At 40.3% G+C, this 24,836-nt stretch carries 23 protein-coding genes; 12 read left to right on the forward strand and 11 right to left on the reverse strand.

Translation table 11 applies throughout. From position 1 onward, the window contains the following. Position 1: 1 nt before the first annotated feature. Genes panB through pcnB form a run of 3 tightly spaced genes read right to left on the reverse strand, consistent with a single transcriptional unit; the run spans position 2 to position 2,606 of the window. Positions 2 to 826 carry a 3-methyl-2-oxobutanoate hydroxymethyltransferase gene (panB, locus tag ABH008_RS01470; protein WP_347988104.1) on the reverse strand — a complete coding sequence of 275 codons (825 nt, stop codon included), beginning with the start codon at positions 824 to 826 and terminating at the stop codon, positions 2 to 4. After that, positions 808 to 1,311 (reverse strand): 2-amino-4-hydroxy-6-hydroxymethyldihydropteridine diphosphokinase, encoded by a 504-nt coding sequence (folK, locus tag ABH008_RS01475; RefSeq protein ID WP_347988105.1) that lies wholly within the window; start codon positions 1,309 to 1,311, stop codon positions 808 to 810. Before folK ends, panB begins: the two co-directional genes overlap by 19 nt. Beyond that, entirely contained in the window at positions 1,308 to 2,606 is a 1,299-nt protein-coding gene (pcnB, locus tag ABH008_RS01480) for a polynucleotide adenylyltransferase PcnB (protein WP_347988106.1), read from the reverse strand. Before pcnB ends, folK begins: the two co-directional genes overlap by 4 nt. A 766-nt stretch (positions 2,607 to 3,372) precedes the next feature. Between pcnB and ABH008_RS01485 the strand changes: the two genes are divergently transcribed. Together ABH008_RS01485 and ABH008_RS01490 are read left to right on the forward strand one after the other, a co-directional pair. Then, positions 3,373 to 3,828, forward strand: a complete 456-nt coding sequence (locus tag ABH008_RS01485) for an RDD family protein (protein WP_347988107.1) — start codon at positions 3,373 to 3,375, stop codon at positions 3,826 to 3,828. A 76-nt stretch (positions 3,829 to 3,904) separates the two neighbouring features. After that, a complete protein-coding gene (locus tag ABH008_RS01490) occupies positions 3,905 to 4,294 on the forward strand; it encodes a hypothetical protein (protein ID WP_347988108.1) in 390 nt (129 codons plus the stop codon). 162 nt (positions 4,295 to 4,456) lie between these two features. Here the strand turns inward: ABH008_RS01490 and lptG are convergent, their stop codons facing one another. Further along, positions 4,457 to 5,524, reverse strand: a complete 1,068-nt coding sequence (lptG, locus tag ABH008_RS01495; protein ID WP_347988109.1) for an LPS export ABC transporter permease LptG — start codon at positions 5,522 to 5,524, stop codon at positions 4,457 to 4,459. Continuing rightward, a complete protein-coding gene (gene lptF, locus ABH008_RS01500) occupies positions 5,521 to 6,591 on the reverse strand; it encodes an LPS export ABC transporter permease LptF (protein ID WP_347988110.1) in 1,071 nt (356 codons plus the stop codon). Before lptF ends, lptG begins: the two co-directional genes overlap by 4 nt. Before the next feature lie 152 nt (positions 6,592 to 6,743). On the opposite strand from lptF, the gene ABH008_RS01505 reads away from it, so the two are divergent. The 5 genes from ABH008_RS01505 (at position 6,744) to ABH008_RS01525 (ending at position 15,348) form a co-directional block, all read left to right on the forward strand. Next, a complete protein-coding gene (locus ABH008_RS01505; RefSeq protein WP_347988111.1) occupies positions 6,744 to 8,222 on the forward strand; it encodes a leucyl aminopeptidase in 1,479 nt (492 codons plus the stop codon). 63 nt (positions 8,223 to 8,285) lie between these two features. Further along, positions 8,286 to 8,729, forward strand: coding sequence for a DNA polymerase III subunit chi (locus ABH008_RS01510; protein ID WP_347988112.1), 444 nt, complete (start codon positions 8,286 to 8,288; stop codon positions 8,727 to 8,729). A gap of 194 nt (positions 8,730 to 8,923) precedes the next feature. Further along, positions 8,924 to 13,774, forward strand: a complete 4,851-nt coding sequence (locus ABH008_RS01515; RefSeq protein WP_347988113.1) for an AAA domain-containing protein — start codon at positions 8,924 to 8,926, stop codon at positions 13,772 to 13,774. 321 nt (positions 13,775 to 14,095) lie between these two features. Then, positions 14,096 to 14,779 carry a transposase gene (locus ABH008_RS01520; protein ID WP_347990013.1) on the forward strand — a complete coding sequence of 228 codons (684 nt, stop codon included), beginning with the start codon at positions 14,096 to 14,098 and terminating at the stop codon, positions 14,777 to 14,779. Positions 14,780 to 14,955: 176 nt separating this feature from the next. Next, a complete protein-coding gene (locus ABH008_RS01525; RefSeq protein ID WP_347988114.1) occupies positions 14,956 to 15,348 on the forward strand; it encodes a DUF4279 domain-containing protein in 393 nt (130 codons plus the stop codon). Positions 15,349 to 15,392: 44 nt separating this feature from the next. Here ABH008_RS01525 and ABH008_RS01530 read toward each other — a convergent pair whose 3' ends face one another. Continuing rightward, positions 15,393 to 15,686, reverse strand: a complete 294-nt coding sequence (locus ABH008_RS01530) for a hypothetical protein (RefSeq protein WP_347988115.1) — start codon at positions 15,684 to 15,686, stop codon at positions 15,393 to 15,395. A 78-nt stretch (positions 15,687 to 15,764) separates the two neighbouring features. Here ABH008_RS01530 and ABH008_RS01535 point away from each other — a divergent pair, with 78 nt between their 5' ends. Together ABH008_RS01535 and ABH008_RS01540 are read left to right on the forward strand one after the other, a co-directional pair. Continuing rightward, positions 15,765 to 16,220 (forward strand): transposase, encoded by a 456-nt coding sequence (locus ABH008_RS01535; protein ID WP_347988116.1) that lies wholly within the window; start codon positions 15,765 to 15,767, stop codon positions 16,218 to 16,220. A 22-nt stretch (positions 16,221 to 16,242) separates the two neighbouring features. After that, a complete protein-coding gene (locus tag ABH008_RS01540; protein ID WP_347988117.1) occupies positions 16,243 to 16,596 on the forward strand; it encodes a hypothetical protein in 354 nt (117 codons plus the stop codon). Positions 16,597 to 16,966: 370 nt separating this feature from the next. Here the strand turns inward: ABH008_RS01540 and ABH008_RS01545 are convergent, their stop codons facing one another. Genes ABH008_RS01545 through metH form a run of 4 tightly spaced genes read right to left on the reverse strand, consistent with a single transcriptional unit; the run spans position 16,967 to position 21,600 of the window. Beyond that, positions 16,967 to 17,164 (reverse strand): hypothetical protein, encoded by a 198-nt coding sequence (locus ABH008_RS01545; RefSeq protein WP_347988118.1) that lies wholly within the window; start codon positions 17,162 to 17,164, stop codon positions 16,967 to 16,969. A 16-nt stretch (positions 17,165 to 17,180) separates the two neighbouring features. Continuing rightward, positions 17,181 to 17,414 (reverse strand): glutaredoxin family protein, encoded by a 234-nt coding sequence (locus ABH008_RS01550; RefSeq protein WP_347988119.1) that lies wholly within the window; start codon positions 17,412 to 17,414, stop codon positions 17,181 to 17,183. Then, a complete protein-coding gene (locus ABH008_RS01555) occupies positions 17,414 to 17,902 on the reverse strand; it encodes a TIGR00645 family protein (RefSeq protein ID WP_347990014.1) in 489 nt (162 codons plus the stop codon). The genes ABH008_RS01550 and ABH008_RS01555 overlap by 1 nt, the downstream gene beginning before the upstream one ends. Positions 17,903 to 17,931: 29 nt before the next feature. Beyond that, the gene (metH, locus tag ABH008_RS01560) at positions 17,932 to 21,600 is read right to left on the reverse strand and encodes a methionine synthase (protein ID WP_347988120.1); all 3,669 of its coding nucleotides are present in this window, start codon (positions 21,598 to 21,600) and stop codon (positions 17,932 to 17,934) included. 92 nt (positions 21,601 to 21,692) lie between these two features. On the opposite strand from metH, the gene ABH008_RS01565 reads away from it, so the two are divergent. Beyond that, entirely contained in the window at positions 21,693 to 21,881 is a 189-nt protein-coding gene (locus ABH008_RS01565) for a DUF2970 domain-containing protein (protein WP_347988121.1), read from the forward strand. Between the two features lie 68 nt (positions 21,882 to 21,949). Here ABH008_RS01565 and ABH008_RS01570 read toward each other — a convergent pair whose 3' ends face one another. Next, the gene (locus tag ABH008_RS01570; protein ID WP_347988122.1) at positions 21,950 to 22,369 is read right to left on the reverse strand and encodes a hypothetical protein; all 420 of its coding nucleotides are present in this window, start codon (positions 22,367 to 22,369) and stop codon (positions 21,950 to 21,952) included. Between the two features lie 213 nt (positions 22,370 to 22,582). Between ABH008_RS01570 and ABH008_RS01575 the strand changes: the two genes are divergently transcribed. Together ABH008_RS01575 and ABH008_RS01580 are read left to right on the forward strand one after the other, a co-directional pair. Next, complete coding sequence (locus ABH008_RS01575; RefSeq protein WP_347988123.1) at positions 22,583 to 22,711, forward strand: hypothetical protein; 129 nt, start codon at positions 22,583 to 22,585, stop codon at positions 22,709 to 22,711. A gap of 131 nt (positions 22,712 to 22,842) precedes the next feature. Continuing rightward, positions 22,843 to 24,750, forward strand: coding sequence for a DCC1-like thiol-disulfide oxidoreductase family protein (locus ABH008_RS01580; RefSeq protein WP_347988124.1), 1,908 nt, complete (start codon positions 22,843 to 22,845; stop codon positions 24,748 to 24,750). The last annotated feature ends 86 nt before the right edge of the window (positions 24,751 to 24,836 follow it).

The following is a 24,836-nucleotide window of genomic DNA, read 5'->3' on the forward strand; positions in this document are numbered from 1 at the left end:
TTTAGTAACAGTGTTCTAAGTCTGGATATTGTTGGGATTTTATGGCCTGATGATAACGGCGTATGGCATCTTCAATGCTGTTGGCTCCGTGCATAAAGTTTTTAGAAAAGCGTGCTTGCTTGCCAATACTAATGCCCAGTATATCGTAAAGTACCAGTACCTGACCGTCGCAATCAGGACCGGCACCTATACCGATCACTGGAATAGTCAGTTGTTGGCAGATTTGCTGGGTTAAGCTGGCTGGAATACATTCCAGAACTAATAAGCTTGCCCCGGCTTGTTCAATTTTTTTAGCCTCTTCAATAATCTGTTGAGCTTCAGAAGGCTCTTTTCCCTGTACCTTAAAACCACCAAGATAATTGATGGATTGCGGCAGTAAACCCAAATGACCACAGACAGAAATACCCTGAGCAACCAAAAAGCGAATAATATCTGGTTTGGCTCCTTCCAGTTTAACCATTTGTGCCGCACCTGCTTGCATCAGGCGGGTGGCTGTTTCCAGCGCTTGTTCGGGAGTTGCATAGCTGGCGAATGGCATATCTGTAATGATAACAGCACGTTTACGGGCTGCCGCAACTTGTCGGCTATGGTAGACCATATCATCGACCGTAACAGGTACGGTGGAGCTATGCCCTTGGATGACCATGCCTAGAGAATCACCAACCAGCAACACATCAATGCCAATTTCATCTAGCAAGGCGCTAAAACTGGCGTCGTAGGCAGTTAAACAGCTGATTTTCTCACCCTTAACTTTCATGGCTTGTAGATCGGTGATGGTCAGTGTTTGGTTGGGTGTTCCATATAAATTCATGACTGTATCTTCCATAAGCCATCAGCTTGACAAGCCGTCAAGAGTTCTGACAGATACGCTTTGCCAGGTATGAATAAATCTTCTGCAACAATTTCTGCCAAGGGATATAACACAAAACCACGATTTGATATTTCTGCATGGGGTATCTGCAAATTGGGTTCTTTAACAATATCCGTACCATATAATAAAATATCTAAATCCAAGGTTCGGGCTCCCCAGTGTTGATTTCGGACTCGACCATGATCATTTTCTATGTTTTGTAATGCCTTAAGCAAATTTTGAGGTGTCAGGCAGGTTTTGATACGGAGAACGGCGTTTACAAAATTGGGTTGATCTTGAGGACCAACGGGCAGGCTATTATAAAGCGAAGAGCAAGCGATAAACTCAACAGTCGTCAGTTGAGTAATTGCGGATATTGCTTGTTGGATATGCTGGATTGGGTTATCGAGATTGCTGCCTAAGCCTATAAATACTTCATTCCATGACTCTGATAAACTCATTCCTGAATAGCCGATTTTACTTTACTGCGGTAGCGCCCTGATTTGCGTCTAGGTTTGCCTTGGCTGCCTTTAGTTGGGGTGGTCATTTTTTGACGTAATTCCTCGTCCGCTAGTTGAAATTGTGTCCACCACTCCACTAGTTGCGGATCAGAGCCTCCAGTTGCTGCACGAAGTTCTAGAAAATCGTAAGCGGCTCTAAATTTTACTTGTTCCAGTAAACGAAAGGGTCTGACCCCTACTGTTCGGGTAAATTTGTTTTGTAAAAACCATACATCGCGCATGGCTTGAGTAATATGACGCGGCATAGCGGTAATTTTAATTTGATCACTTAACACTTGATTGGCGGCATTTTGATAAGCGATGGTTTCGTTTTCGCCAGCTAACATACGTTTTTTAACGGCAAGTTGTAGCGGCTCCCAGAGTATGGCCGCTAACAGAAAATAGGGTGTTAGGCTTTTACCAGAAGCAAAACGCTTGTCGGAGTTATCTAGGGCCTTAATCAAAAACAGACGCGGAAAATCTTGTTCTTGGGTTTCTAGGCATTTATCCGTAGCCGGAAACAAAATGGCGAACAGACCGTAATGTCTAAGCATTTCGAATGTTTGTAATCCGTAGCCCGATAGAAATAGTTTAAGCATTTCGTCATATAACCGTGCGGACGGAATACTTTTTAATAGCTCTGCACATTGATGAATAGGCTGTTTGGTATCAGGATGCAGGCTAAAACCTAATTTCACAGCAAAGCGAATGGCACGCAACATTCTAACCGGATCTTCACGATAACGAGTGGCAGGATCGCCAATCAGGCGTAATACGCCCGCAGTATGGTCCTGCATTCCACCTGTATAATCAACTACAGAGAAGTCGCGAATATTATAGTACAGAGCATTGACAGTAAAATCGCGTCTCCACACATCTTGTTCTAAAGTACCAAAAACATTGTCGCGTAGTAAGCGCCCATCTTCGTGAACCACCTGTTGATCAGATTCATCCGGTTCGGAGCCACGAAAGGTGGCTACTTCGATAATTTCCCGTCCAAAAAATACATGGGCAAGACGAAAACGTCTGCCAATAATCCGGCAATTTCGGAAAATTTGTTTAATTTGTTCCGGACTGGCATTGGTTGCTACGTCAAAATCCTTGGGTTCTCGTCCCAAAAGTAAATCGCGTACACACCCACCGACCAGATAGGCTTCGAAATTTGCTTTTTTCAGGCGTATCAAGACCTTCAATGCATTCTCGCTGATTTTCGAACGAGAAATACAATGTTCGGAGCGCGGATAAATCTTTACCAAATTAACAACCGGAAGTACCGGTTGTTCTGTAGGGGAAAAGATTTTTTTGAAGAAAGTTAAAATGACACTATTCCTTTGTTGATGTTATTTGTTTGGTATCCTTGTGCTCTAAAATAAACACCGAAAACCAGCTAGGAAATCGTAAAAACCTCAGTATTTGTGTTTCAATTTAGTGGTAAAAATCGCTTTACGCCGATTTGTACAGTTAAAGTTTTTTATTCTTTAAGCTTAAGTTATAGAGCAATAGACCATAGTCACTAACAGAATGCAACGCTCACCCAAATTAATTTTACGCAGCTAACCCCACAATTTATAAAGGTTTAATCGAATTTTGCCGATTATCACTATTATAGATTAACGCATCTGTCTTGCTGACTTAAAGATTTTGACTAACACTAAATTTTTATATCCTATTATCATAACATCTTGCTAGATACCAGCTCAATCAACTGTTTCTTTCACATTCTTTACCAATATAGTAGAATCTCACTACGCACCACAGTTGCTGGTGCATTCTTTTATAAGAACAAAACGGCCATAGGCTCGCTTGAGTACTGGCAACCACTTTAAGATGCCTGGGGGATTTATGCTTAAAAAACTGCTTAATGGTTTGATAGACCAACCTGTTTTTGCTAGTTTATATTTGGCCGATTTTTTTATACTACTTTTTCACAGACCGCCATTTCTATTTTCAATCGTGATGGTAGGTGCATTAGTAGCAATGAGCATGTATTTGGGCCAAAAACTCGAATTATTTAACAAGTAATTGCCAAAAATTGTTAATAAAAATCCCAAAAAACCCGGCGCAGAATTAAATTCTGCACCGGGTTTTTTAATCAGAATAGCCGCTATTTGCTACGATATACTGTTATTGTTGGCCGTGCTTTTTCTGGCCACACTACTGGCATTGCCATTCAATGCCACTCAGGCATTTTCTGCCGAACAATTTTCTTATCGATTCTATCTTATTTGCGTAAGCTTTATTTTTTACGGCTGGTTTTGGGTTAACGGTGGGCAAACCTTGGGTTTACGTGCCTGGAAGTTAAAACTGGTCCGTTTTGATGGTGGTGCAATCACTTGGCAACATGCGACATTACGTTATTTGGCCGCAATATTATCGTGGGCGTGTTTGGGGCTGGGTTTTTTCTGGTGTTTATGGGATAAAAATCGCTTATGCTGGCACGATTATCTGTCTAAAACCCGCCTCTATAGGGACAAATGAGAAAACACTAATGGCCTCAGGCTAATATGTTATATTTGTTTGTCAGCTCATCCTATCGCTTTGTCGGGAGAAATTAATGAAAAAAATAACAACACTCTTAGCCGCGTTAGCAGTAATGCTAAGCATTTCAGCACACGCAGAAGACATTAAGCTGCAAGATAACAGCAAAATTCTTGGAAAATGGAAGGTGAATGCCGAATCTCTTGGTCTGGATAAAGAAAAAAAGGCATTGCATGTCAGTTGGGATTTTCAAAAAAACGGTACCCTGCTGACCATTGGTGAAGATTCTCTGGGACGCACCAAAGAAATGGATATAGCGATTAAATACAGCGTTGAAAATGGTGTCATTAAAAAGCAATCTGCGCCTGGCAGAGAAAAATATGAAGATTGTGCCGTTGTGGAGATGAGTGGTAAGGATATGACTTTAAAATGCAGATCATTGTATTTTTTTCTTAGCCGCATCTAAGTAAAACCAACATTTATATTAACAGAGTAAGGTCTTAGTATAGGGGCGTATTGCATACGCCCTAAACCACAATTATTGTTACTAGTCAGGTTTTTGGGCGGGTGTAACCCGCCCTTAGAGATATAGCCGTTTACTGGATTTACTAAGCTAAATGGTTGCTGGCTATCCTACTCTTTTTACAGCATATAGGGCGGCAAAAAAGACTAAAGTACTGGGTAATGCAGCCGTCAGTATTGGATTAAGCTCATAAATCAAGCCTGCATGCCCTATCATCTTATCGAAAGCATCGAAAAGCTCACCGATTAAAACACCTACCAAAATACGTGCTCCAGTACTGGTGCCGCGACCAATGCCAATGACAAACGGTGCAGAAACCATCAACATAACAAAGGTGACGAAAGGATTAATCAATCGGTTCCAAAACGCGGCCTCGTAACGTTGTGATTTTTGATTATTTTGTTTTAGAAAATCGATATACATGTATAAATCGTATAAGGATTGATTATCAGCGGAGACAACAGCTACTTTTAGTAGATCTGAATCAATACTGGATTGCCAGATTTGTTCAGATTGAGTGTCGGCAGTAAAGCGGTTGGCATCAAATTCCGAATGTTTGACATTTTCTAATCGCCATTGTTGATTCCCTAAAAACTTTGCATGGTCCGCATGGGTAAAACGCTCAAGTTTATGTTGTGGGTTAATGTCATAAATCCGTATATCAGAGAGCGAACTGTCTTCCATGATTTTACGCACATTGATAAAACTATTGCCTTCTCTAAGCCACATGCCATAGCGGGTACGCATCACGACGCTGTCATTTTGTGCGGTATTTTTAAGTAACTGCGCGGCGCGTTCGCAGGTAGGGGCAATAAATTCACCCACTGTTATGGAAAGCAAAACCAGGAAAAGGCCCGCCAGCATGATGCGTCTTATTATCCACCCAGTTGATAAACCTGCGGCACGCATAGCTATAATTTCGCGATGGTTGGCTATAGCGCCAACCACGGCCAGACTGCCTATTAAAGCACCTGAGGGTATGACCTCGTAAAACAAGCCGGGCGTGGTGAGCGTTAAAAACATTAAAATCTGTTTCATGCCATAGTTGCCATGCCCCAAATTTTTTAATTCGTCAGTGAAGGTAAATAAATTGAATAGTGTCACCAGCAATAATATGGCAATTAGCGAACCCTTAAGTACCTCTTTAACAATATAAATGCTTAATACTTTCATGGTAGCCACGTTTCCCGGAAATGTTGAAATAACCATTTCCATCCGTATGAGCGGATCAAAGTGAGTAGGCCCAATAGAAATAACAAGCCATTCAACCAGAAATAGCCTAGCCAGGTTGGCATAACGCCGCTCACAACCCAACTAAACGTTAAACGTTGCAAATTGCCATAGACAAAATAAATGCCAAAGGCAATGAATACACTGCTATAGATACCACCGCGTGGTGACACTTTAGCCAGTGGAACGGCTAAAAAGGCTAATAATAAGACGCCTAATGGAGTGTTTAAGCGGCTTTGGAATTCTGCAATTTCCCGTAGCCCAGAAGAAGACAGTAGCTGTTGAGTGGGTATTGATTGACTATTCAAGTTTAAGACAGTGGCTTTTTTTTCAATCAGTACTGCATATTCTTGAAATGTTTCAAGCACAAAATCTTTTTGTCCAGCGATTCCTAGGAGTCGTTCGCCATTTTCCAGTATCAGATATAAACCACCTGGCAGCATTTTTAAACGACCCGCATCAGCATTTACCAACCCGGTTTTATCGCCTTGCAGATTTTGTACAAAAACATGATGCATTTCACCATCGGCATCGATTTTTTCAGTGTAAAAAATTAATTCGCCGTTGCTGTATTCACTGAAGCCACCGGCAGAAATACCCCGAATATCCGCGCTTTGTTTATCATCGTGCATAAGTTCTTGGGACGTTTCTTCTGCCCAAGGTGCAGCAAACATGGATAAAGCCATGGCGATGACGGTTAATGGAATCATCAACATAAATATGCCACGGTAAAGCGAAAAAATACCACAACCAGCTGAAGCAATAGCGGCTATCTCTTGCTCCTGATACATACGGCCCAAAACAATGAGTACCGACATAAAAATAGCTGCAGGCAAAAAAGAAGCAGTGACTATCACGGTTTTTAGGCCTAAAAGCATAAATACGGTGTCATTAGCAATATTGCCTTCCAGCGCTTGCGCTAATACTTTGATAAATTTTTGACTGACGATGATGATGACCAGTACCAGCAGAATTGCAGAGAATGTTTTGATTAAATCTACAATAATCATTCTATCTAACACTCTTAGCAACCTGAAAGATCGACCTGAAGTTCCTGCAATGCTCAACAACTATCCCCCGAATTTCTGATGTATAATCTTATATCTTGCCTATTAATGGGCATAAATTCCTACTTCGCGATTTTTTAAAGGCCAATGCCATCATGGACTATTCTATAGTAAGCTTATCTTTAGACAAACTGCAAAGCGACTGTCTGCTGGTCGGTATTTACGAAAACCAGCAATTAAGTCCGGTTGCGACTGCTGTAGACACACTGTGTGAGGGCTTGCTGACCAAGCTGATTGCACGCGGAGACATAAAAGGTAAAAATGCCGAAACCTTACTGATTAATAATGTGCCGCATGAAAATTTTCAGCGCATCATTTTGGTAGGATTTGGTGAGTCCGGCAAAGTGACTCGTAAGTTATACCGTAAAGCATTGGCTGCAGCCATTAAAGTTGTTAAAGAAAGTAAGGTGAGTGTGGCAACTAGTGCTTTGCTGGATATTAATGTTGAAAATGTTGATACGCAATGGTTGACCCGACAAAATATAGAAGTATTTAACGACGCTATTTACTTATATAGTAAAACCAAAGTGTGCGAGGAAATGCCTGCCTTGCAACAATTGTATATCTACGCCGATAAGCTCGTTTCGTCACAGGCTGAATTGGGTTTATTACAAGGTAAGGCCATTGCTAAAGGCGTCGAATTGACCAAACAATTGGCGGATTTACCCGGTAATATTTGTACGCCAACTTATTTAGCCGAACAGGCAATCGAGTTAGCTACACAGCATGAAAAATTAAAGTGTGAAATTTTAGAAGAGAGCGATTTGCAAGCCTTGGGTATGGGTGCTTTCCTGTCTGTTTCTCGTGGTAGCCGCCAGCCTGCCAAGCTGATCAGTCTTTTTTATCAAGGTGCGGAAGCCAGTGTTAAACCCATCGTTTTAATTGGTAAAGGTTTAACTTTTGATGCCGGAGGTATTTCGTTAAAACCTGGTTTAGGCATGGATGAAATGAAATACGACATGTGTGGCGGAGCCAGTGTTCTGGGCTTAATACGCATGGCTACCTTACTGAATTTAAAACTGAACATTGTAGGACTTGTACCTTCATCTGAAAATCTGCCAGATGGCGATGCCAACAAACCTGGTGATATTGTTACCAGTATGTCCGGTAAAACCATTGAAATTTTGAATACCGATGCTGAAGGGCGTTTATTACTGTGCGATACCCTTACTTATGCAAAAAAATTCAATCCAGAAGTGGTGATCGATATGGCTACCCTAACAGGTGCCTGTATTGTAGCTTTAGGTCGGGTACCCAGTGGTTTATTTGGTAATGACGATGCGCTGTGTGAAGAATTATTAACAGCGGGTGAAGTTGCTTGCGATAAGGTTTGGCGTATGCCGATTTGGGAAGAATATCAGGACCAAATCAAATCCAACTTTGCTGATTTGGCCAATATCGGCGGTCCAGATGGCGGTAGTATTACCGCAGCTTGCTTTCTGTCGCGCTTTGCTGAAGATTTTCGCTGGGTGCATCTGGATATTGCGGGTACAGCGTGGCGCACTGGGGCTGCTAAAGGCGCAACCGGACGTCCGGTGCCACTGGTTAGTCAGTTTTTGTTAAATCGCGCTTAATGCTTAATCTGGTCGGCGTGGGCATAGGTTTATATCCACGCCAGACTTAGCTAGATTGCAGCGATGACCTACTCTGATAAGCCGAAAATTACCTTTTATGTGCTCAGTACGCAATTGCAACCTGAGCGCGAGATGTTTGCATGTAAATTAATCGAAAAAATTTATCGCAGTGAGCAAAACTGCTATGTATTAACCGACTCCGCAGAACAAGCTGGCAGTATGGATAAACAGCTTTGGACATTCAGGGCGGGTAGTTTTATACCACATCAAATTTATAAGGGCATACTGCCCGACTTAAATCAAACTATCTTGATTGGCGGCAGTGATATTCCTGAAAGCAGACAAAATATCATCATCAATCTGTCGTCTATCTTCCCCACTTTAAGCGAACAAACTAAACGTATTATTGAAATTTTGGATGCTAGCGAAACCAGTAAACAAGCAGGTCGCCAACGTTACCGGCATTACCAGGAATTGGGGTTGGAGATTGAGACACATAAAATTTAAGAATAACGTGTTGTTTCGTTGTAACAGATTAACGGTAAATTTATAAATCGTGGTTTTAGCTGTTTTTCAATCTTATTTTTACGGGTAAAAGACAAGATACGATGCTTTACAAAATGTTGTTGCTATAGATAACGAAATGATAAAATAAACTGATGTTAGTAGTAGGTTTGGTAGGAAATGGACGTGGTGATTAAATGAAAGAAAGCAACAAGTTACTGATCGACCTGCTTGACTACATTAAACAAGTTGAAAAGCTCAATCGAAAACCAGTCTATACTGTTCCAAGCGATATTTTTGAAGCCTATCAGAATGATCTTAAAGGACTTCCTGGTATCGACTTCAACATACAATCACAACATGATGATGTTTGGTTACGTGTAACTCGATTGAAAGAAACGCCTGCACCTGAACCAAGTGAGACTTTAAAGCCTTGGGTAATCGTTTCCAAATCACCTGACAAACAGGCAATCCTCAAGGATGAATATACTGTTTATGAGAACAAGGTGGCAGTCAAAGTCGAAACGATAGACCGTCATCCTGAAATTCAAGCTGAATTTGATACCTATATCAATTTGTTCTGGGAACCGTGGTCAAATGCAGAGAAACCACGACGAAAAACCATAAGTTATTACAACAAGTTATTTGCCGTTCAACAAACTATCGCATCTGATAGTGCCGATTCACCAATAGAATTAGCTTGGGGCATTGGTTTTGCGCTTTGGTCTATTCCTGATAGTAAAAACACGATTAAGCATCCATTATTGACTCAATCATGCGAAATTTATCTTAATCCATCAAACTTTGATATTGAGATTAGGCCGCGTGATTTAGAACCTAAACTTGAATTGAGTTGTTATGAAGACAATGAAAATCAAGGCATTAGACCATTAATTGAATTTTGGAAAAGTGCTAATGAAAATGCAGCTGACCGTGTTAATCCGTTTGAATCTTCAACTTATGAAGGCATTTTAAAAGCGGCTGTTTTGCATTTAGACCCTAATGGTCTTTATTTTGCCAAACAATTAGACCCTATATTACCATCACCAACTGATAAGCTAATCATCACTGATACTTGGGTCTTATTTGGTCGAAAACGCTCTGAACACATTTTTATTCAAGATGTTGAGCGACTAAAGAAAAATATAGCTGAAGACATAAAAATACCAGCAGTAATTGAAGGCTTTGTCCAGCCAGGTGATTCAATTATTAGACCAAGGGAATCAGTAGGTTTCAGAGGTCTGTCATGCAGTGATGCAAAGCCAGGTTTAAAAGAGCTCTATTTCCCGATGCCTTATAACGACGAACAAGTTTCCATCATTGAAAAGCTGGAAACAAATGATGGTGTTGTAGTACAAGGTCCACCAGGTACAGGGAAAACTCATACTATAGCCAATGTGATTTGTCATTTTCTAGCTCAAGGGAAACGTGTATTAGTAACGGCATCCGGCGAATCTGCATTGGCCGTTCTGCAAGAGAAATTACCACAGCAAATCAGGCCATTAAGTGTCGCCTTGTTAACTGATGAACGAGATGGCAGACGTCAATTTGAATATTCGATTCAAGAAATTGCCACTAGTGTAAACAGTTTAAATCCAAATCAGACTAGCAAAACTATTCAAACACTTGAAGATAAATTAAATGGATTGCACGCAAAAATTTCTGTGGTTGATCAAACTATTAATAGTTTTGCAGAAAAACACATGAAACTTTATACGTTTCAGGGTAAAGAAGTTTTGTCCGTTCAGCTTGCAAAATTCGTCTTGGATCATGAGGATAATTACAGTTGGCTAGAAGACGAAGTTAACTCAAAATCTAATACTTTGAAATTTTGTGATGATGACATCAAATTGTTGAGAAATGCTCGCGCAACGATTGGTAATGATCTTATCAATCTTGAACATTCTTTTCCAGTTAGTGATGCATTTCCAGAATGGCAAGTTTTATATAATTTGCATAACGACCTCATTCGTGCGAAACAATTTAAGGAAAAAGTTACCACAGGCACAGTATTGCCATTATCGAATGCCACTGTCGAGGTTTTTGAGCAAGCGAAAAAACTATTGGAATTTATTGCTCATAGGCAAGCTATTGAAGAAAAGATAGAACGGGAAGGAATTAAATGGTCAATTGCACTTCGAGAAAAGTTTTTACAATCTATAAATGATCAAGCTATCAATCATTTGTTGTCATTGTGTGATGAAATTAATACGCTGGATTCCATTCGTAAATCTAATTTATCGCATGCGGTATCTATTCCAGATGGATCAGAACTTAACGAACAGTTTATTCAAGCCATTCAGCGCCTTTCACATGGTAAAAGCGCGTTTAAGTTATTTGGACCAAAAGAAGTTAAGCAATTATTAGCGAAAGTCCTGGTTACAGGATTGAATCCTAAAGCTGAAAATCGTGAAGCATGGCAAGCAGTAGCGAGCCACATTGAATATCGATTGGATGCGCGAAAACTCATGTCTCGCTGGAATGTTATTGCTTATGAAATGGAGATCGAAGTTGTTGATGGTGATTTAGAACGGTCATTTCGCCTAGCTGCCCGTTATAAAGATCACATTATTGAACTCAAACGATTGGTTGATGATTTTGACCGTTCCCTTGGCAACAAGATTTCGGTTGTTTTTGGTCATACAATTGCCGAATCACTCCATATCTCAAAACAACAGATTGAAACTATAAAATCCAGTCTCTCTCAGCATTTGGATCGAGATCGATTTACGTATGCTCTACAGCAAGTTTCCGCATTAATCAAAAAATTGGATGGTTATTCAGGATCCATCATCGAAGATATTTCAGTATTTTTAAATCAATCATTGGGGAATTCCATGATTGATGACACATTATTACGTGATACATGGCATACACATATTAATGAGCTTAATAGGTGGAATAGTCTTCAACCATCGTTCAGAGAAATTAAAAGAATTTCAGCTCTGTTGATTGAAGCGGGTGCGCCAAAATGGGCGCATGCCATCCAATCAATACCCTACCAAGAGAATGAACGGATTACCTCTTTTGATTGGTTGGAAGCTTGGAATTGGCGATCAGCTAAAACATTTATTGAGCAAATCGATGGACACCATAAGCTTAAACAACTATTCGATGAAAGACATTCACTTGAAAAAAACTTATCTAAAACTTACCAGAAGTTAATTTCAGAAAAAACCTGGCTTGGCGTCTACAACAACTCCCCGAATGATATTCGGCAAGCTTTACAATCCTACTTAAATGCAATTCAATCAATGGGGTCAGGCAATGGTATAAGGGCCATCCGCTTTAGAAAAGATGCACGTGCTGCAATGGAACGTGCTTATAAAGCAGTACCTTGTTGGATTCTTCCGCAGTGGCGTGTATCTGAAACCATTCCGGCAGAGGTAGGCTTATTCGATTTAGTTATTATTGATGAAGCTTCTCAATCAGATATCTGGGCATTGCCAGCACTATTACGAGGTAAAAAGCTATTAGTTGTTGGCGACCATAAGCAGGTTTCCCCATCAACAGTTGGAACAAAAGAATTAAAAATTCAAGAGCTTAAAAACCGCTTTTTGAGAAATCAACCGCATGGTGATCAAATGACACCAGGCAAGTCGATTTACGATTTGGCAAGAGTGGTATTCGCAGGAAATTCAGTGATGCTGAAAGAACACTTCCGATGTGTACATCCAATTATCGAATTTTCTAATCGTGAATTCTACGATGGTCAGATCAAGCCTTTGCGTGTACCAAAAAGCTCGGAACGCATTGACCCGCCATTAATTGATGTCATGGTATTAGGTGGCTATCGTAAAGGTAATCACAATCCACCCGAAGCCAGGGCGATTGTTAACGAAATTAAAGGTATTATTGCCAATCCAGAAATGGTTGGCAGAAGCATTGGCGTTGTGACCTTACTAGGTACAGAGCAGCCTAATCACATATGGAACTTGATCAATAGTGAAATCTCACAAGCTGATATTCTTGAACGATCAATTTCTGTTGGTGCTCCACCCGTATTTCAGGGGCGTGAGCGCGATATCATGTTGATTTCAAATGTACTTGAAAAAGGCGATAGAGGTATTTCAAATGATTTAACCTATGAACAACGATTTAACGTCGCCTTATCACGCGCACGGGATCGAATGTATCTTTTTCGGTCTATCGATGAAAGCCAAATAAACAGTAACAGCTTAACAGCAAAAGTTTTCCGTCATTTCAAGCAACCTTTTACGCAAAATGCTAAGCAAGTTTCATCGCTGCGTGAATTATGCGAGTCGGATTTTGAATTAGAAATTTTTGATTTATTGGTTGAGCGAAACTATCGAGTGAAGCCCCAGGTTCGGTGTGGTGCTTATCGTATAGATTTTGTCGTTGAAGGTTCAGAAGGTCGTAGACTGGCGGTTGAATGTGACGGTGATAAATTTCATGGACCAAGCCAATGGATGAACGATATGGTACGTCAGCGCGTACTTGAGCGTGCCGGTTGGACGTTCTGGCGTTGTTTTGCGTCAAGTTTCGTAATGCGCAGGAAAGAAGTTTTTGATGATTTGCTTTCGACACTCAATAAAATGGGAATTGAGCAATTAGGTTCTGATGCTGTTGATAATTCTCTATGGGTTTGCTCGAAAGTTGTCGATCCATATCAAGTGTTGAATGATGTTGAAGAGGATGAATCAGAAGAATTAACATTTGAGGTAAAGGAAATCGATATCGATGATGAAACTAAACCTCAAGTTACATCACAAAAAAAAGACATCTTTGCTGAAAACATCATTGAGGAAGTGATTGAGTCTGCTGATCATCGAATTCTGGATATTATTGAATTATCTGAAATTCAACAAACAATTCTCAATGTACTTACCAATTGTCCAAATCAGTCCTGCACAATCGAATCAATTCCAACAAGAGTACTTAAAGATCTTGGGATAATTACTCGTGGTAAACCACGAATCGACTTTGAAAAAAAAGTATCCAAAGCTCTTGGAACTTTGATTAGAAAAAATAAAGTAGAAAAGTACAAAGCCAAGAACGAGCGTATTAGGCTTCAAGATAACGCCTGATGTTGTTATCTGTATTAAGGCCATAAGCCGCAATTATCAAAGCGGTCGCCTCATAGGGCGTCAATAGAAAAACACAATGGGGTCAGGTCTTTCAATAACGCATTTTTATGTTAAAATAAATGTACAGCCTATACAGAATGAATAACATAAATATATTTATGAAAGGTTAAACAATATGGCAAGACCTTTAAGAATTGAATTAGCGGGCGGTTTGTATCATGTCACTTCGCGAGGAAATGCTCGCGATGATATTTTTTAGACGATGACGATAGATTATGTTGGCTGGAAATATTTGGTCAAGTTTGCGAGCGATTCAACTGGATATGCCATGCTTATTGTTTGATGACTAACCATTACCACGTTGTTATTGAAACCATTGAAGGTAATTTATCAGCTGGCATGCGGCAGTTAAATGGGGTTTATACTCAAAGCTTTAACCGCAGGCATCAACGGGTAGGGCATGTCTATCAGGGAAGATTTAAAGGAATTTTGGTTGAAAAAGAGAGCTATTTACTGGAATTGTCGCGATATGTGGTTTTGAATCCCGTTAGAGCGTTAATGGTGTCATTACCTGGACAATGGAAATGGAGTAGTTATAACGCTATGATTGATAGTGTAATACCCCCTAGATGGCTGCAAACGGATTGGTTATTGAGCCAATTTAGCCTAAATAGAGCACATGCAATAATTCAATATCTTGATTTTGTAAATGCTGGCGTTGGTTTGCCACCAATTTGGCAGAATTTACGCAATCAAATTTATTTAGGAAATAAAGACTTTGTTCTACAACTACAAAGCAATTTAAAAGGCAATTCCGAACTTATTAATGAAATTCCCAAGGCTCAACGGCGTCCACCCACTGAACCGTTAGAGTTCTATAAGAATAATTATCAAAATAGGAAAGAAGGTATGAGGTTAGCATTCAAAACAGGCGACTTTACTTTACAACAAATAGCGATTATTTTTGGTGTGCATTACTCAACAGTTAGTCGAACGGTAAAATGAAATTACTTGCATGTGTTATGGAAAGACCTGACCTCAATGCCCCGCTTGTCGACAAAGTTGTTTGATTGCATCCGGCGCAATACGCTACGCTATTGACGCCCTATGAGATAATCGCTTTGTGCGGGTTATGGCCTTGACCCCAATGCCGTTTTTAATGATTTCTGAAAGGCTATATTATGGACTGCTTTGTTAGACTCAAAATAACTTTAGGTGACGATAATGTCTCGGATTTTGAAGAATTACATAAATTTCATCCTGATCGAATATGGTCAAAAGGTGATACGAGACCTAATACTAAACTTATTGAGAAAAAGGCTGGTTGTATATTGAATTCAGGTCTTGAAAAAGAAGCCTCACTTGATCAGCATATAGAAGCTCTGCTTCTTCGGACAAAATCCATTGCCGATGTAATTAAAAAGCTATCGGCGCGACATACTGTCGAGGTTCTATGCTCTATATATGCTGATGATATTCCTTCTCTATATTTCGAAAAAAACATAGTTGAAGGAATATCAATTCTTGGAGCAAATTTTGATATTGATCTGTATATAAAGTCGAATACAGCATAAGGCTACAAGGCGGAACCGTCCACAGGTTCCGCCATCCGCTGGCCTTACATCCGCAAGGACGGCCCCTGCCGTCCTCTGTTCACCGCCACGGTTCGAACCTTTGCCGCCGGGTTGCTGATCTCCAAAGGCCCAATATCGCTAACGGACACATCCTGTCCCAGCCGCTGCCGTTTCTCCAGTTCCAGTTCCGCAATATCACGCTGCAACCCTTCTTTTTTTATCAGTAAGAGAGCGTTATCAGCCGTGAGGTTGGCGAAGTCCTGGTCTGCACTGACGCCATACTGCGCTTGAAGCTGTCGCTGTCTTTTTTCGGAATGCAATGGGGTCAGGTCTTTCAATAACGCATTTTTATGTTAAAATAAATGTACAGCATATACAGAATGAATAACATAAATATATATGAAAGGTTAAACAATATGGCAAGACCTTTAAGAATTGAATTAGCGGGCGGTTTGTATCATGTCACTTCGCGAGGAAATGCTCACCATGATATTTTTTTAGACGATGACGATAGATTATGTTGGCTGGAAATATTTGGTCAAGTTTGCGAGCGATTCAACTGGATATGCCATGCTTATTGTTTGATGACTAACCATTACCACGTTGTTATTGAAACCATTGAAGGTAATTTATCAGCTGGCATGCGGCAGTTAAATGGGGTTTATACTCAAAGCTTTAACCGTAGGCATCAACGGGTAGGGCATGTCTATCAGGGAAGATTTAAAGGAATTTTGGTTGAAAAAGAGAGCTATTTACTGGAATTGTCGCGATATGTGGTTTTGAATCCCGTTAGAGTGTTAATGGTGTCATTACCTGGACAATGGAAATGGAGTAGTTATAACGCTATGATTGATAGTGTAATATCCCCCTAGATGGCTGCAAACGGATTGGTTATTGAGCCAATTTAGCCTTAATAGAGCACATGCAATAATTCAATATCTTGATTTTGTAAATGCTGGCGTTGGTTTGCCACCAATTTGGCAGAATTTACGCAATCAAATTTATTTAGGAAATAAAGACTTTGTTCTACAACTACAAAGCAATTTAAAAGGCAATTCCGAACTTATTAATGAAATTCCCAAGGCTCAACGGCGTCCACCCGCTGAACCGTTAGAGTTCTATAAGAATAATTATCAAAATAGGAAAGAAGGTATGAGGTTAGCATTCAAAACAGGCGACTTTACTTTACAACAAATAGCGACTATTTTTGGTGTGCATTACTCAACAGTTAGTCGAACGGTAAAATGAAATTACTTGCATGTGTTATGGAAAGACCTGACCACAATGCCCTGCACTTAAATCGCCGTCTCACAATCTGAACGCCGCTTTTGTATATCCTCATGGGCATTTTCTGGTATCTCTTTCAATTCAGAAACATCAAATATCTCAACTTGGGTTGGGTTTAAACAAACGAAACTGAATCTACATAGGATATTGCGAAAACCTACAGATGACAAGACCTTGCGTCAATTATTCACGTCCTAATTTTTAGCCATGAAAAACTGGTGTTTTTTCTGGGAAATTAGGGTGCATTTAAACAAACGACACCAAAGTCCCATAGGATTTTTTTCAAAGCCATAGCTGGCGTGGCTTTGAACCGATTTAAGGCTTCCCAATTTTAGTCCGACTTCCAGTCCGGATTTTTGGGAACTTCTAAGCCCATTGAGTCGACCATTCGCTCATCCGAGAAATCGAACTCCCCATGCAGGTTGAAATGCTTCCAGGTGGAGACCGAGCCGTTACGAATGGTTTTGTCGCAAATTTTGCTGATTCTTTGCGACAAAACCCTCAAGCGGCGGTCATGATGTTCCAACATTCACGATTTAGCCAAATTATATTCTTTCTGCACAAAACTCTTGCACTTGCTGCCCAGTAAAAGGCCAGTTAAGTTGTTGTTGAGTTTTGCTATGCACTAACACGGGAATTAACAGAGCGTATTTTTCTTGCCATTCCTGTTCTTGCAGGATGTCGTTTAATTGAAACTGGATGTTATTTTCGTAGAGAAGATGCTGGGCTTCTTCGCATAAATGACAGGCTTCTGTACCAAAAAGAATAAAATCAGCCATTAGTGTTTAGTAATTTTATCTAGATAACCCATAAAAAAGGCTGAAAATAACAATGATAAATGAATAATTACGTACCAGATGAGTTTGTCACTCGAAGTGGCTTCTAGATTCATAAATATTTTTAGCAAGTGTATGGAAGAAATCGCCACAATCGAGGAGGTGACTTTGGTTTTCAACGAGCCATAATCGTGAGTACCCAACCAGCCAAGTTTTTCGGTATCATTCTCTATATCAATTCTGGAAACAAAGTTTTCATAACCACTAAACATGACGATTACCGTTAGGTTGCCGACTAGTGTTAAGTCAATGATGGTGAGTAATTTTAAAATAATTTCCGAATCCGGCAATGCCAGTATATGCGGGATAAAATGGTACAGCTCCTGAAAAAACTTAATGGCCAGAGCAAAAAGAATCAAACTCATGCCTAGATAAATCGGAGCCATGATCCAGCGACTGGCATACATGACTCGTTCTAGAAAATGTTCGATTTTTAGATTCATTTTTATAATTAAAAATTTTAATGATTTAAATGTGCGGCTAGCCAGCGTTCAGCCACTTCAACCTGCATAGCTTTACGCAGTGCGTAGCTGTGTAACTGATCCTGATCGATTTTACCCACGTTAAAGTATTGTGACTCGGGATGAGAAAAATACCAGCCGCTGATTGCGGCAGTAGGTGTCATCGCGTAGTTTTCGGTTAATTCGATTGTGGTATGTTCGGTCACATTCAATAGCTCAAATAGCTTGGCTTTTTCGGTATGATCTGGGCAGGCAGGATAACCAGGCGCTGGGCGAATACCTTGGTAGGCTTCCTGGATAAGGGCTAGTGCATCATAATCTTCATTTTCAGCATAGCCCCAGTAATCACGCCTTACCGTTTCGTGCAAGTATTCGGCAAACGCTTCTGCCAGACGATCTGCTAATGCTTTTAGCATTATGGCTTTGTAATCGTCGTGTTCTTTTGCAAATTCATTGAGTTTTTCATCAATACCAATGCCAGCCGTCACGGCAAAGCCACCCAAATAATCTTGAACACCACTTCCTTGCGGAGCAATAAAGTCGGCCAAACAATAATTTGGACGTCCGGGTGCTTTAATATTTTGTTGGCGTAAATGATGTAATACTTCCAAAACTTCAGTACGCGTGTCGTCGGTATACAGCACAATGTCATCATCGACACTGTTGGCAGGATAAAAGCCAACAACAGCTTTAGCCGTTAGCCATTTTTCGCTTACCAGCTGTTTCAGCATATCCTCTGCATCTGCAAATAATTTGCGAGCTTCTGTACCTACCACTTGATCGTTGAGTATGGCTGGATAATGTCCAGCCAATTCCCATGTGTGGAAAAACGGTGTCCAGTCGATGTACCTGACCAGTGTATCCAGCGGGAAGTGATCAATAACCTTATTACCCGTGAATTTGGGTGTGACGGGCTGATATTGGGCAAAGTTAAATTTATTTTGCCTTGCCGCTTCCAGGCTGTGCTGTGGTGTTTTGGCCTGACGACCTTTATGACGTTCTCTAACCAAGGCATATTCAGTGCGCGTTTTTTCAATAAATTCTGCCTGCTGATCGGTACTTAACAAGGCACTGACCACTCCCACACTTCTTGATGCATCGGTTACATAAATCGTAGGAAAATCATAATTAGGTTCGATTTTAACGGCCGTATGCGCACGAGAAGTGGTTGCTCCTCCTATCATCAGCGGAATTTTAAAATTTTGACGTTGCATTTCTTTGGCAACATGTACCATCTCATCTAAAGACGGTGTAATCAGGCCACTAAGACCAATAATGTCGACTTTTTCTTCACGCGCAGTTTTAAGTATGGTTTCGGCTGAGACCATTACGCCCAGATCAATGACTTCATAATTGTTGCATTGCAAGACTACTGCAACGATATTTTTACCTATATCGTGTACATCGCCTTTTACGGTTGCCATTAATACTTTACCATTGGTTTGCCTAACCCCATCTTTGGCGTCATCCATAAATGGCAGTAAATAAGCCACGGCTTTTTTCATTACGCGTGCTGATTTAACCACTTGCGGTAAAAACATTTTGCCTTCACCAAACAAATCGCCAACCACGTTCATGCCATCCATTAATGGACCTTCGATTACGTGCAGTGGTTTTTCTGCTTCCTGACGTGCTTGTTCGGTATCTTCATCAATAAAATCGGCAATACCTTTTACCAAGGCATATTCCAGACGTTTATTAACTGGCCATTCACGCCATTCCAGCGTTTCTTGTTTAATGACTTGACCACTGCCCCGGAATTTTTCCGCAATTTCCAGTAATCGTTCTGTGGCTTCTGGGCTGCGATTTAAAATGACATCTTCAACGATATCGCGCAGTTCGGTGGGAATGTCGTTGTAAATGGCTAATTGTCCGGCATTGACAATACCCATATCCATCCCAGCTTGGACGGCATGATATAAAAATACTGCATGTATGGCTTCTCGTACTGGATTGTTGCCACGGAACGAGAATGAAACATTAGATACGCCGCCCGAAATTAAGGCATGAGGCAGGGTTTGCTTAATAATGCGAGTGGCTTCGATAAAATCGACGCCATAATTATTATGTTCTTCAATACCTGTCGCTACCGCGAAGATATTGGGGTCAAAAATAATATCTTCTGGCGGAAAACCGACTTGTTCAGTTAGGATTTTATAGGCGCGGGTACAGATTTCGACTTTGCGGGCCATGGTGTCGGCCTGACCCTGCTCATCAAAAGCCATCACGATAACCGCTGCGCCATAGCGGCGTACCAATTTGGCCTGTTTGATAAAATTGGCTTCGCCTTCTTTGATGGAAATAGAATTGACTATGCCTTTACCCTGAATGCATTTTAATCCAGCTTCCAGAATGTCCCATTTAGAAGAATCTAGCATTACCGGTACTTTAGCAATATCGGGTTCTGCAGCAACCAGATTCAGAAAGCGTACCATAGCCGCTTTGGAATCGAGCATGCCTTCATCCATGTTGATATCGATAATTTGTGCACCGCTTTCAACTTGTTGTTTGGCGACTTCCAGGGCGGCTTCGTAGTTTTCTTCGATGATCAGTTTTTTAAATGCAGCAGAGCCCGTAACATTGGTACGCTCACCTACATTGACAAAAAGCGTTTCAGGTCCAATCACCATGGGTTCCAGGCCCGACAAATGGCATTTTTTCTCCAATTGCGCAACTCTATGGGGTGCGGATTTACTGACCGCATTGACAATGGCGCGGATAGTATCGGGTGAGGTTCCGCAGCATCCCCCAATAATATTTAGATAGCCATTGGCTGCCCAATCAGCCAATTCGGCAGCCATTTCCTCGGGGGTTTCATCATATTCGCCAAATTCATTTGGTAAACCTGCATTGGGATGCGCTGAAATATGCGTGTTGGCAATGCTGGACAGTTCGGCGATATATTGACGTAAATCTTTGGCACCTAAAGCGCAATTAAAACCAATCGAGATAGGATTGATATGTTTTAAAGAATTCCAGAATGCAGCCGCTGTTTGGCCCGACAATGTACGGCCAGAAAGATCGGTAATAGTGCCAGAAATCATTACAGGTAGCTGATAGCCCACTTTATCGAAAATTTCTTCAACGGCGAAAATAGCGGCTTTGGCATTCAATGTGTCGAAAACTGTTTCGATCAAGATAATATCGGCACCACCGTCGATTAAACCTTGGGTTGCTTCGCTATAGGTGTTAACTAGATCATCGAAAGTGATATTGCGAAAACCTGGGTCGTTAACCTCAGGAGACATTGATGAGGTGCGATTGGTAGGTCCTAATACCCCTGCAACGAAACGAGGTTTGTCGGGGGTTAATACACTGACTTCCAGAGCTGCCTGTTTGGCTATTTGTGCAGAAGCAACATTAATCTCGTAAGCCAGTTCTTCCATTGCATAGTCTGCCATTGCTACGCGAGTGGAATTGAAAGTATTGGTTTCGATAATATCAGAGCCAGCATCAAGATAAGCGCGGTGAATGGCTTTGATAATGTCGGGTTGTGTTAAGGACAGTAAATCGTTATTACCTTTTAAATCAGTGTGCCAATTTGCGAAACGGGTGCCACGATAATCCTTTTCGCTTAGCTTATAGCCCTGTATCATAGTTCCCATGGCGCCATCCAGAAACAATATGCGTTCGGATAATTGCTGGTTTAATCGTTGTGTACTGTTCATCAATCTGATTGTGTGCGGCAGTTAAATGTAGAATAAGGGAAAATGCTGAATGGCCCCAGAAATATTTTTTGTACCATAATAAATGGAAAACTATGTCTAAACCCAGCCTATTACAAATTGTAAAAAGCGTTATTGCAGGATTAATCGGTGTGCAAAGCGGAGCTAACCTGGAGAAAGATTTTCAACATGGTTCTTTGACTTCTTATGTTGTTATTGGAATCATCGTAACGCTGTTATTTATTTTTGCGCTAGTTAAAGTTGTTAGCTTGGTCATTGCCTAGACTAAAAGCGAGCGCGAAAATGGTCTACGGAAAGCTGATTTAAGAATTTGGCTTTCCGTAGTTTTTAATTAATTGCTTGTAGTTTTAAAGCTGTCTTTGATACTAATAAGCAGTTCTTTAAGCCCGCTGAACAAATTTGCAGGGGTTAAGGCTTCTTTGGTAATAAAAAACGTACGAATAAAAGCTACGCCCACAAAAGCCAGTATCGAAGGTAATAATTCACAAACAGCAGGCATAAATAATCCACCGGCACCTTCTTGAGTTTTACGATCACCCACATCGGTTAAGCTTGGATCGTATTCACCACCAATATCTTTGCCATTCAGTGCATCAATAATTTCGATGCAAAATAAATCGCTTAAGAACAGGATAGCAAAGAAAACGATACAACTGCCTGTTACCCACAATAGCAAATTACCTTTTTTTACTTTAATTAACGATTGGTATACCCATATCGCTGCCAAAATCATCACTACACCACTTATCATAAGTTTCCCCTCAAGTTTTTTATTGTTTTTTAAATTTTGGATCAAAACTCCATACTACTCATATTCTACCTGTATGGCAATTTGTGAGACAATCTTTCTTTAATAGCTATCAATTGCTTGACTTTAAAGGCAGCTGAAGTAACATATGAGCTTCGGCCGCCAACGAAATGGCAGATTTTTATATAACAACTAACTAAAAGGTAGGAGGCACCCATGGGAGCGATCTTAGATTTAACAGAAATGCTGAAAGAACCGTCAGGCATGATTGGAGCGGTTGTAATTATCGCTGCAGGATACTTCTTCGTAAAATGGGTGTTTAAAGAACCTAAAGACGAAGAATAAGCTAATTGCTTTTCGCGTAGCTTAATCAAAAAGCGATTAAGGTTACTTAGTCGCTTTTTTTATGCTTAAAAAACAATAGATCGGTGGCAAATACCTTATAATCTGTATATTTTTTACTGTTGACGGAAAAAATGTACACGCTACTCCTGTCTAAAATAAATGCACTGTATCTTAAAAAATCACCCGCAACGGGGGTAGGCTTGTTCAGAATTCTGTTCGGGCTGGTGACTTTTCAAGAGGTTTTATTTCTTATATTTTTTAATCATCTGATTTTCGATCCCATTCCTTTTTTGGATGTCGAATTTCCTATGATCGTGTTTTTTCTGTGGTTATGGGCCTTAGTCGCTTTGGCTTTAGCGGTGGGTTATCGGTGTCAAACCGCAAGTATTGTTAATTATTTATTTTGGCTGATTTTCGTTAATTTTACGCCTATGCAGCGTGATTTTGATGGTGGCTTCGATCTGTTTATGATAGGTGCCAACTTTTTCCTGATTTTTATGCCTATTGATAAGGCTTTCGCTATTGATAGCCTAAGAAAAAAATGGTCAACCCCTTTTGTACACTATTCACACTATAAAGCTGAAGAAGTTTCGAGATTAGTCTATTACTTACCTGTTGTTATTTGTTTGGGTTTTCTGTACTTCGATTCGGCAATACACAAAATGTTTGCTCAACATTGGCGCAATGGTTTAGGCGCTTGGTTGCCGTCTTCAATTCCATACTACATTTCTGCACTCGATTTGTCGTGGTTGTTAAATATTGAGTTTTTGCAAAAGTTTTTTGGTTACACCATTATCGTTTTTCAGTTCACTTTTTTGTTTTTTTTTCATAATCGACGTTTTAGACCGCTTTATTTTTGGGTAGGTGTGAGCATGCATTTGGGCATTGCTTTATCGTTCAATATTTACCCGTTTGGATTGGGTATGTTGATTTTTTATAGCTTGGTGGCACCTTTTTCCTGGTATCGGTTTTTGGGAAATCAGTTTAGATTAAAAAAACCTGTGTTAACTGTGTTTTATGATCAGCAATGTCCATTATGTTGTCGTACCGTTTTACTCTTAAATCATTTTGATATTTTGCAGGGGGTAGATTTTAAGCCTGCTCAAGTGTTTGCTAAAAATTATCCTGAACTGAATTCGTTGGAAGAGCAGCAATTATTAAAAGATTTATATGCATTGAATAGCAAAGGTCAGCTGTTTGAAGGTGTGGCCACTTATGCGCAAATTTTAATAGCTATGCGTTATCCTATGCTTTTTGGATATGTGTTGAAGTTACCACTTATCTACCAGTTCGCTTGTAGTCGATATCGAAAAATTGCTGATAATCGTGTGCGCATGGTGTGCGATGTTAGCTGTGATACTGGGCCAGATATCCGGTTTGAAAAAACCTGGTACGCACGTATTTTTGAAACGGAGACGACACAAACCGCAAAAATAAAAGTATTTATGATCACTAAAGTATTAGTGGTTTTAATCATTCTGCAACTTAACAGCAGTTTTCATTATGGATTGCTATATCGATTACATGTTGATACTAGGCAAACTGCGCTTACCAGCGTTATGACTGATATGAGTAATGCTTTACTATTAGTTTCAAATACATTTTTGGGTATTACGCCGCATGCACTGTATTTACATGATCATTTTGCCGAATATAACCATTTGTTGGCGATTACGTATCTGGATGCTAAAGGCGGAGAGCATTTTCTGCCCTTTATTAATGAGCAAGGTCGTATGTTGGCACCAAACTGGGGAAGAGTGCATTCTATGTGGGCCAATATTGCCGTTACTCCCAATATAGACGAAGTGAGACTTAAAAAATTTATCATGAAAGTAACGGCATTTTGGGGAATAAAATCGGGTCTTGATCTGCAAAACACCCAATTTTTGATTAAAATGAAAAAAATAGATGCGCCGTTTGAATGGGAAAAAGATCTCAGAAGTAAAAACTTATCGGGTGAATGGCGAACAATTGGTGAAGCCCGGTGGCAAGGTAAAGAAGTAAAAATAACTCTCCCTACGGATATAGATGCTTTGTAAAAAAGGCTATTGCAAGTCGGTTTTTGGCGTGATATAAATTTATTGTGCTCATCTCAAGCACACATAAATTTTAAAAACCTAAATTA

This window comes from Methylomonas sp. AM2-LC (assembly GCF_039904985.1).
Taxonomy (GTDB): Bacteria; Pseudomonadota; Gammaproteobacteria; order Methylococcales; family Methylomonadaceae; genus Methylomonas.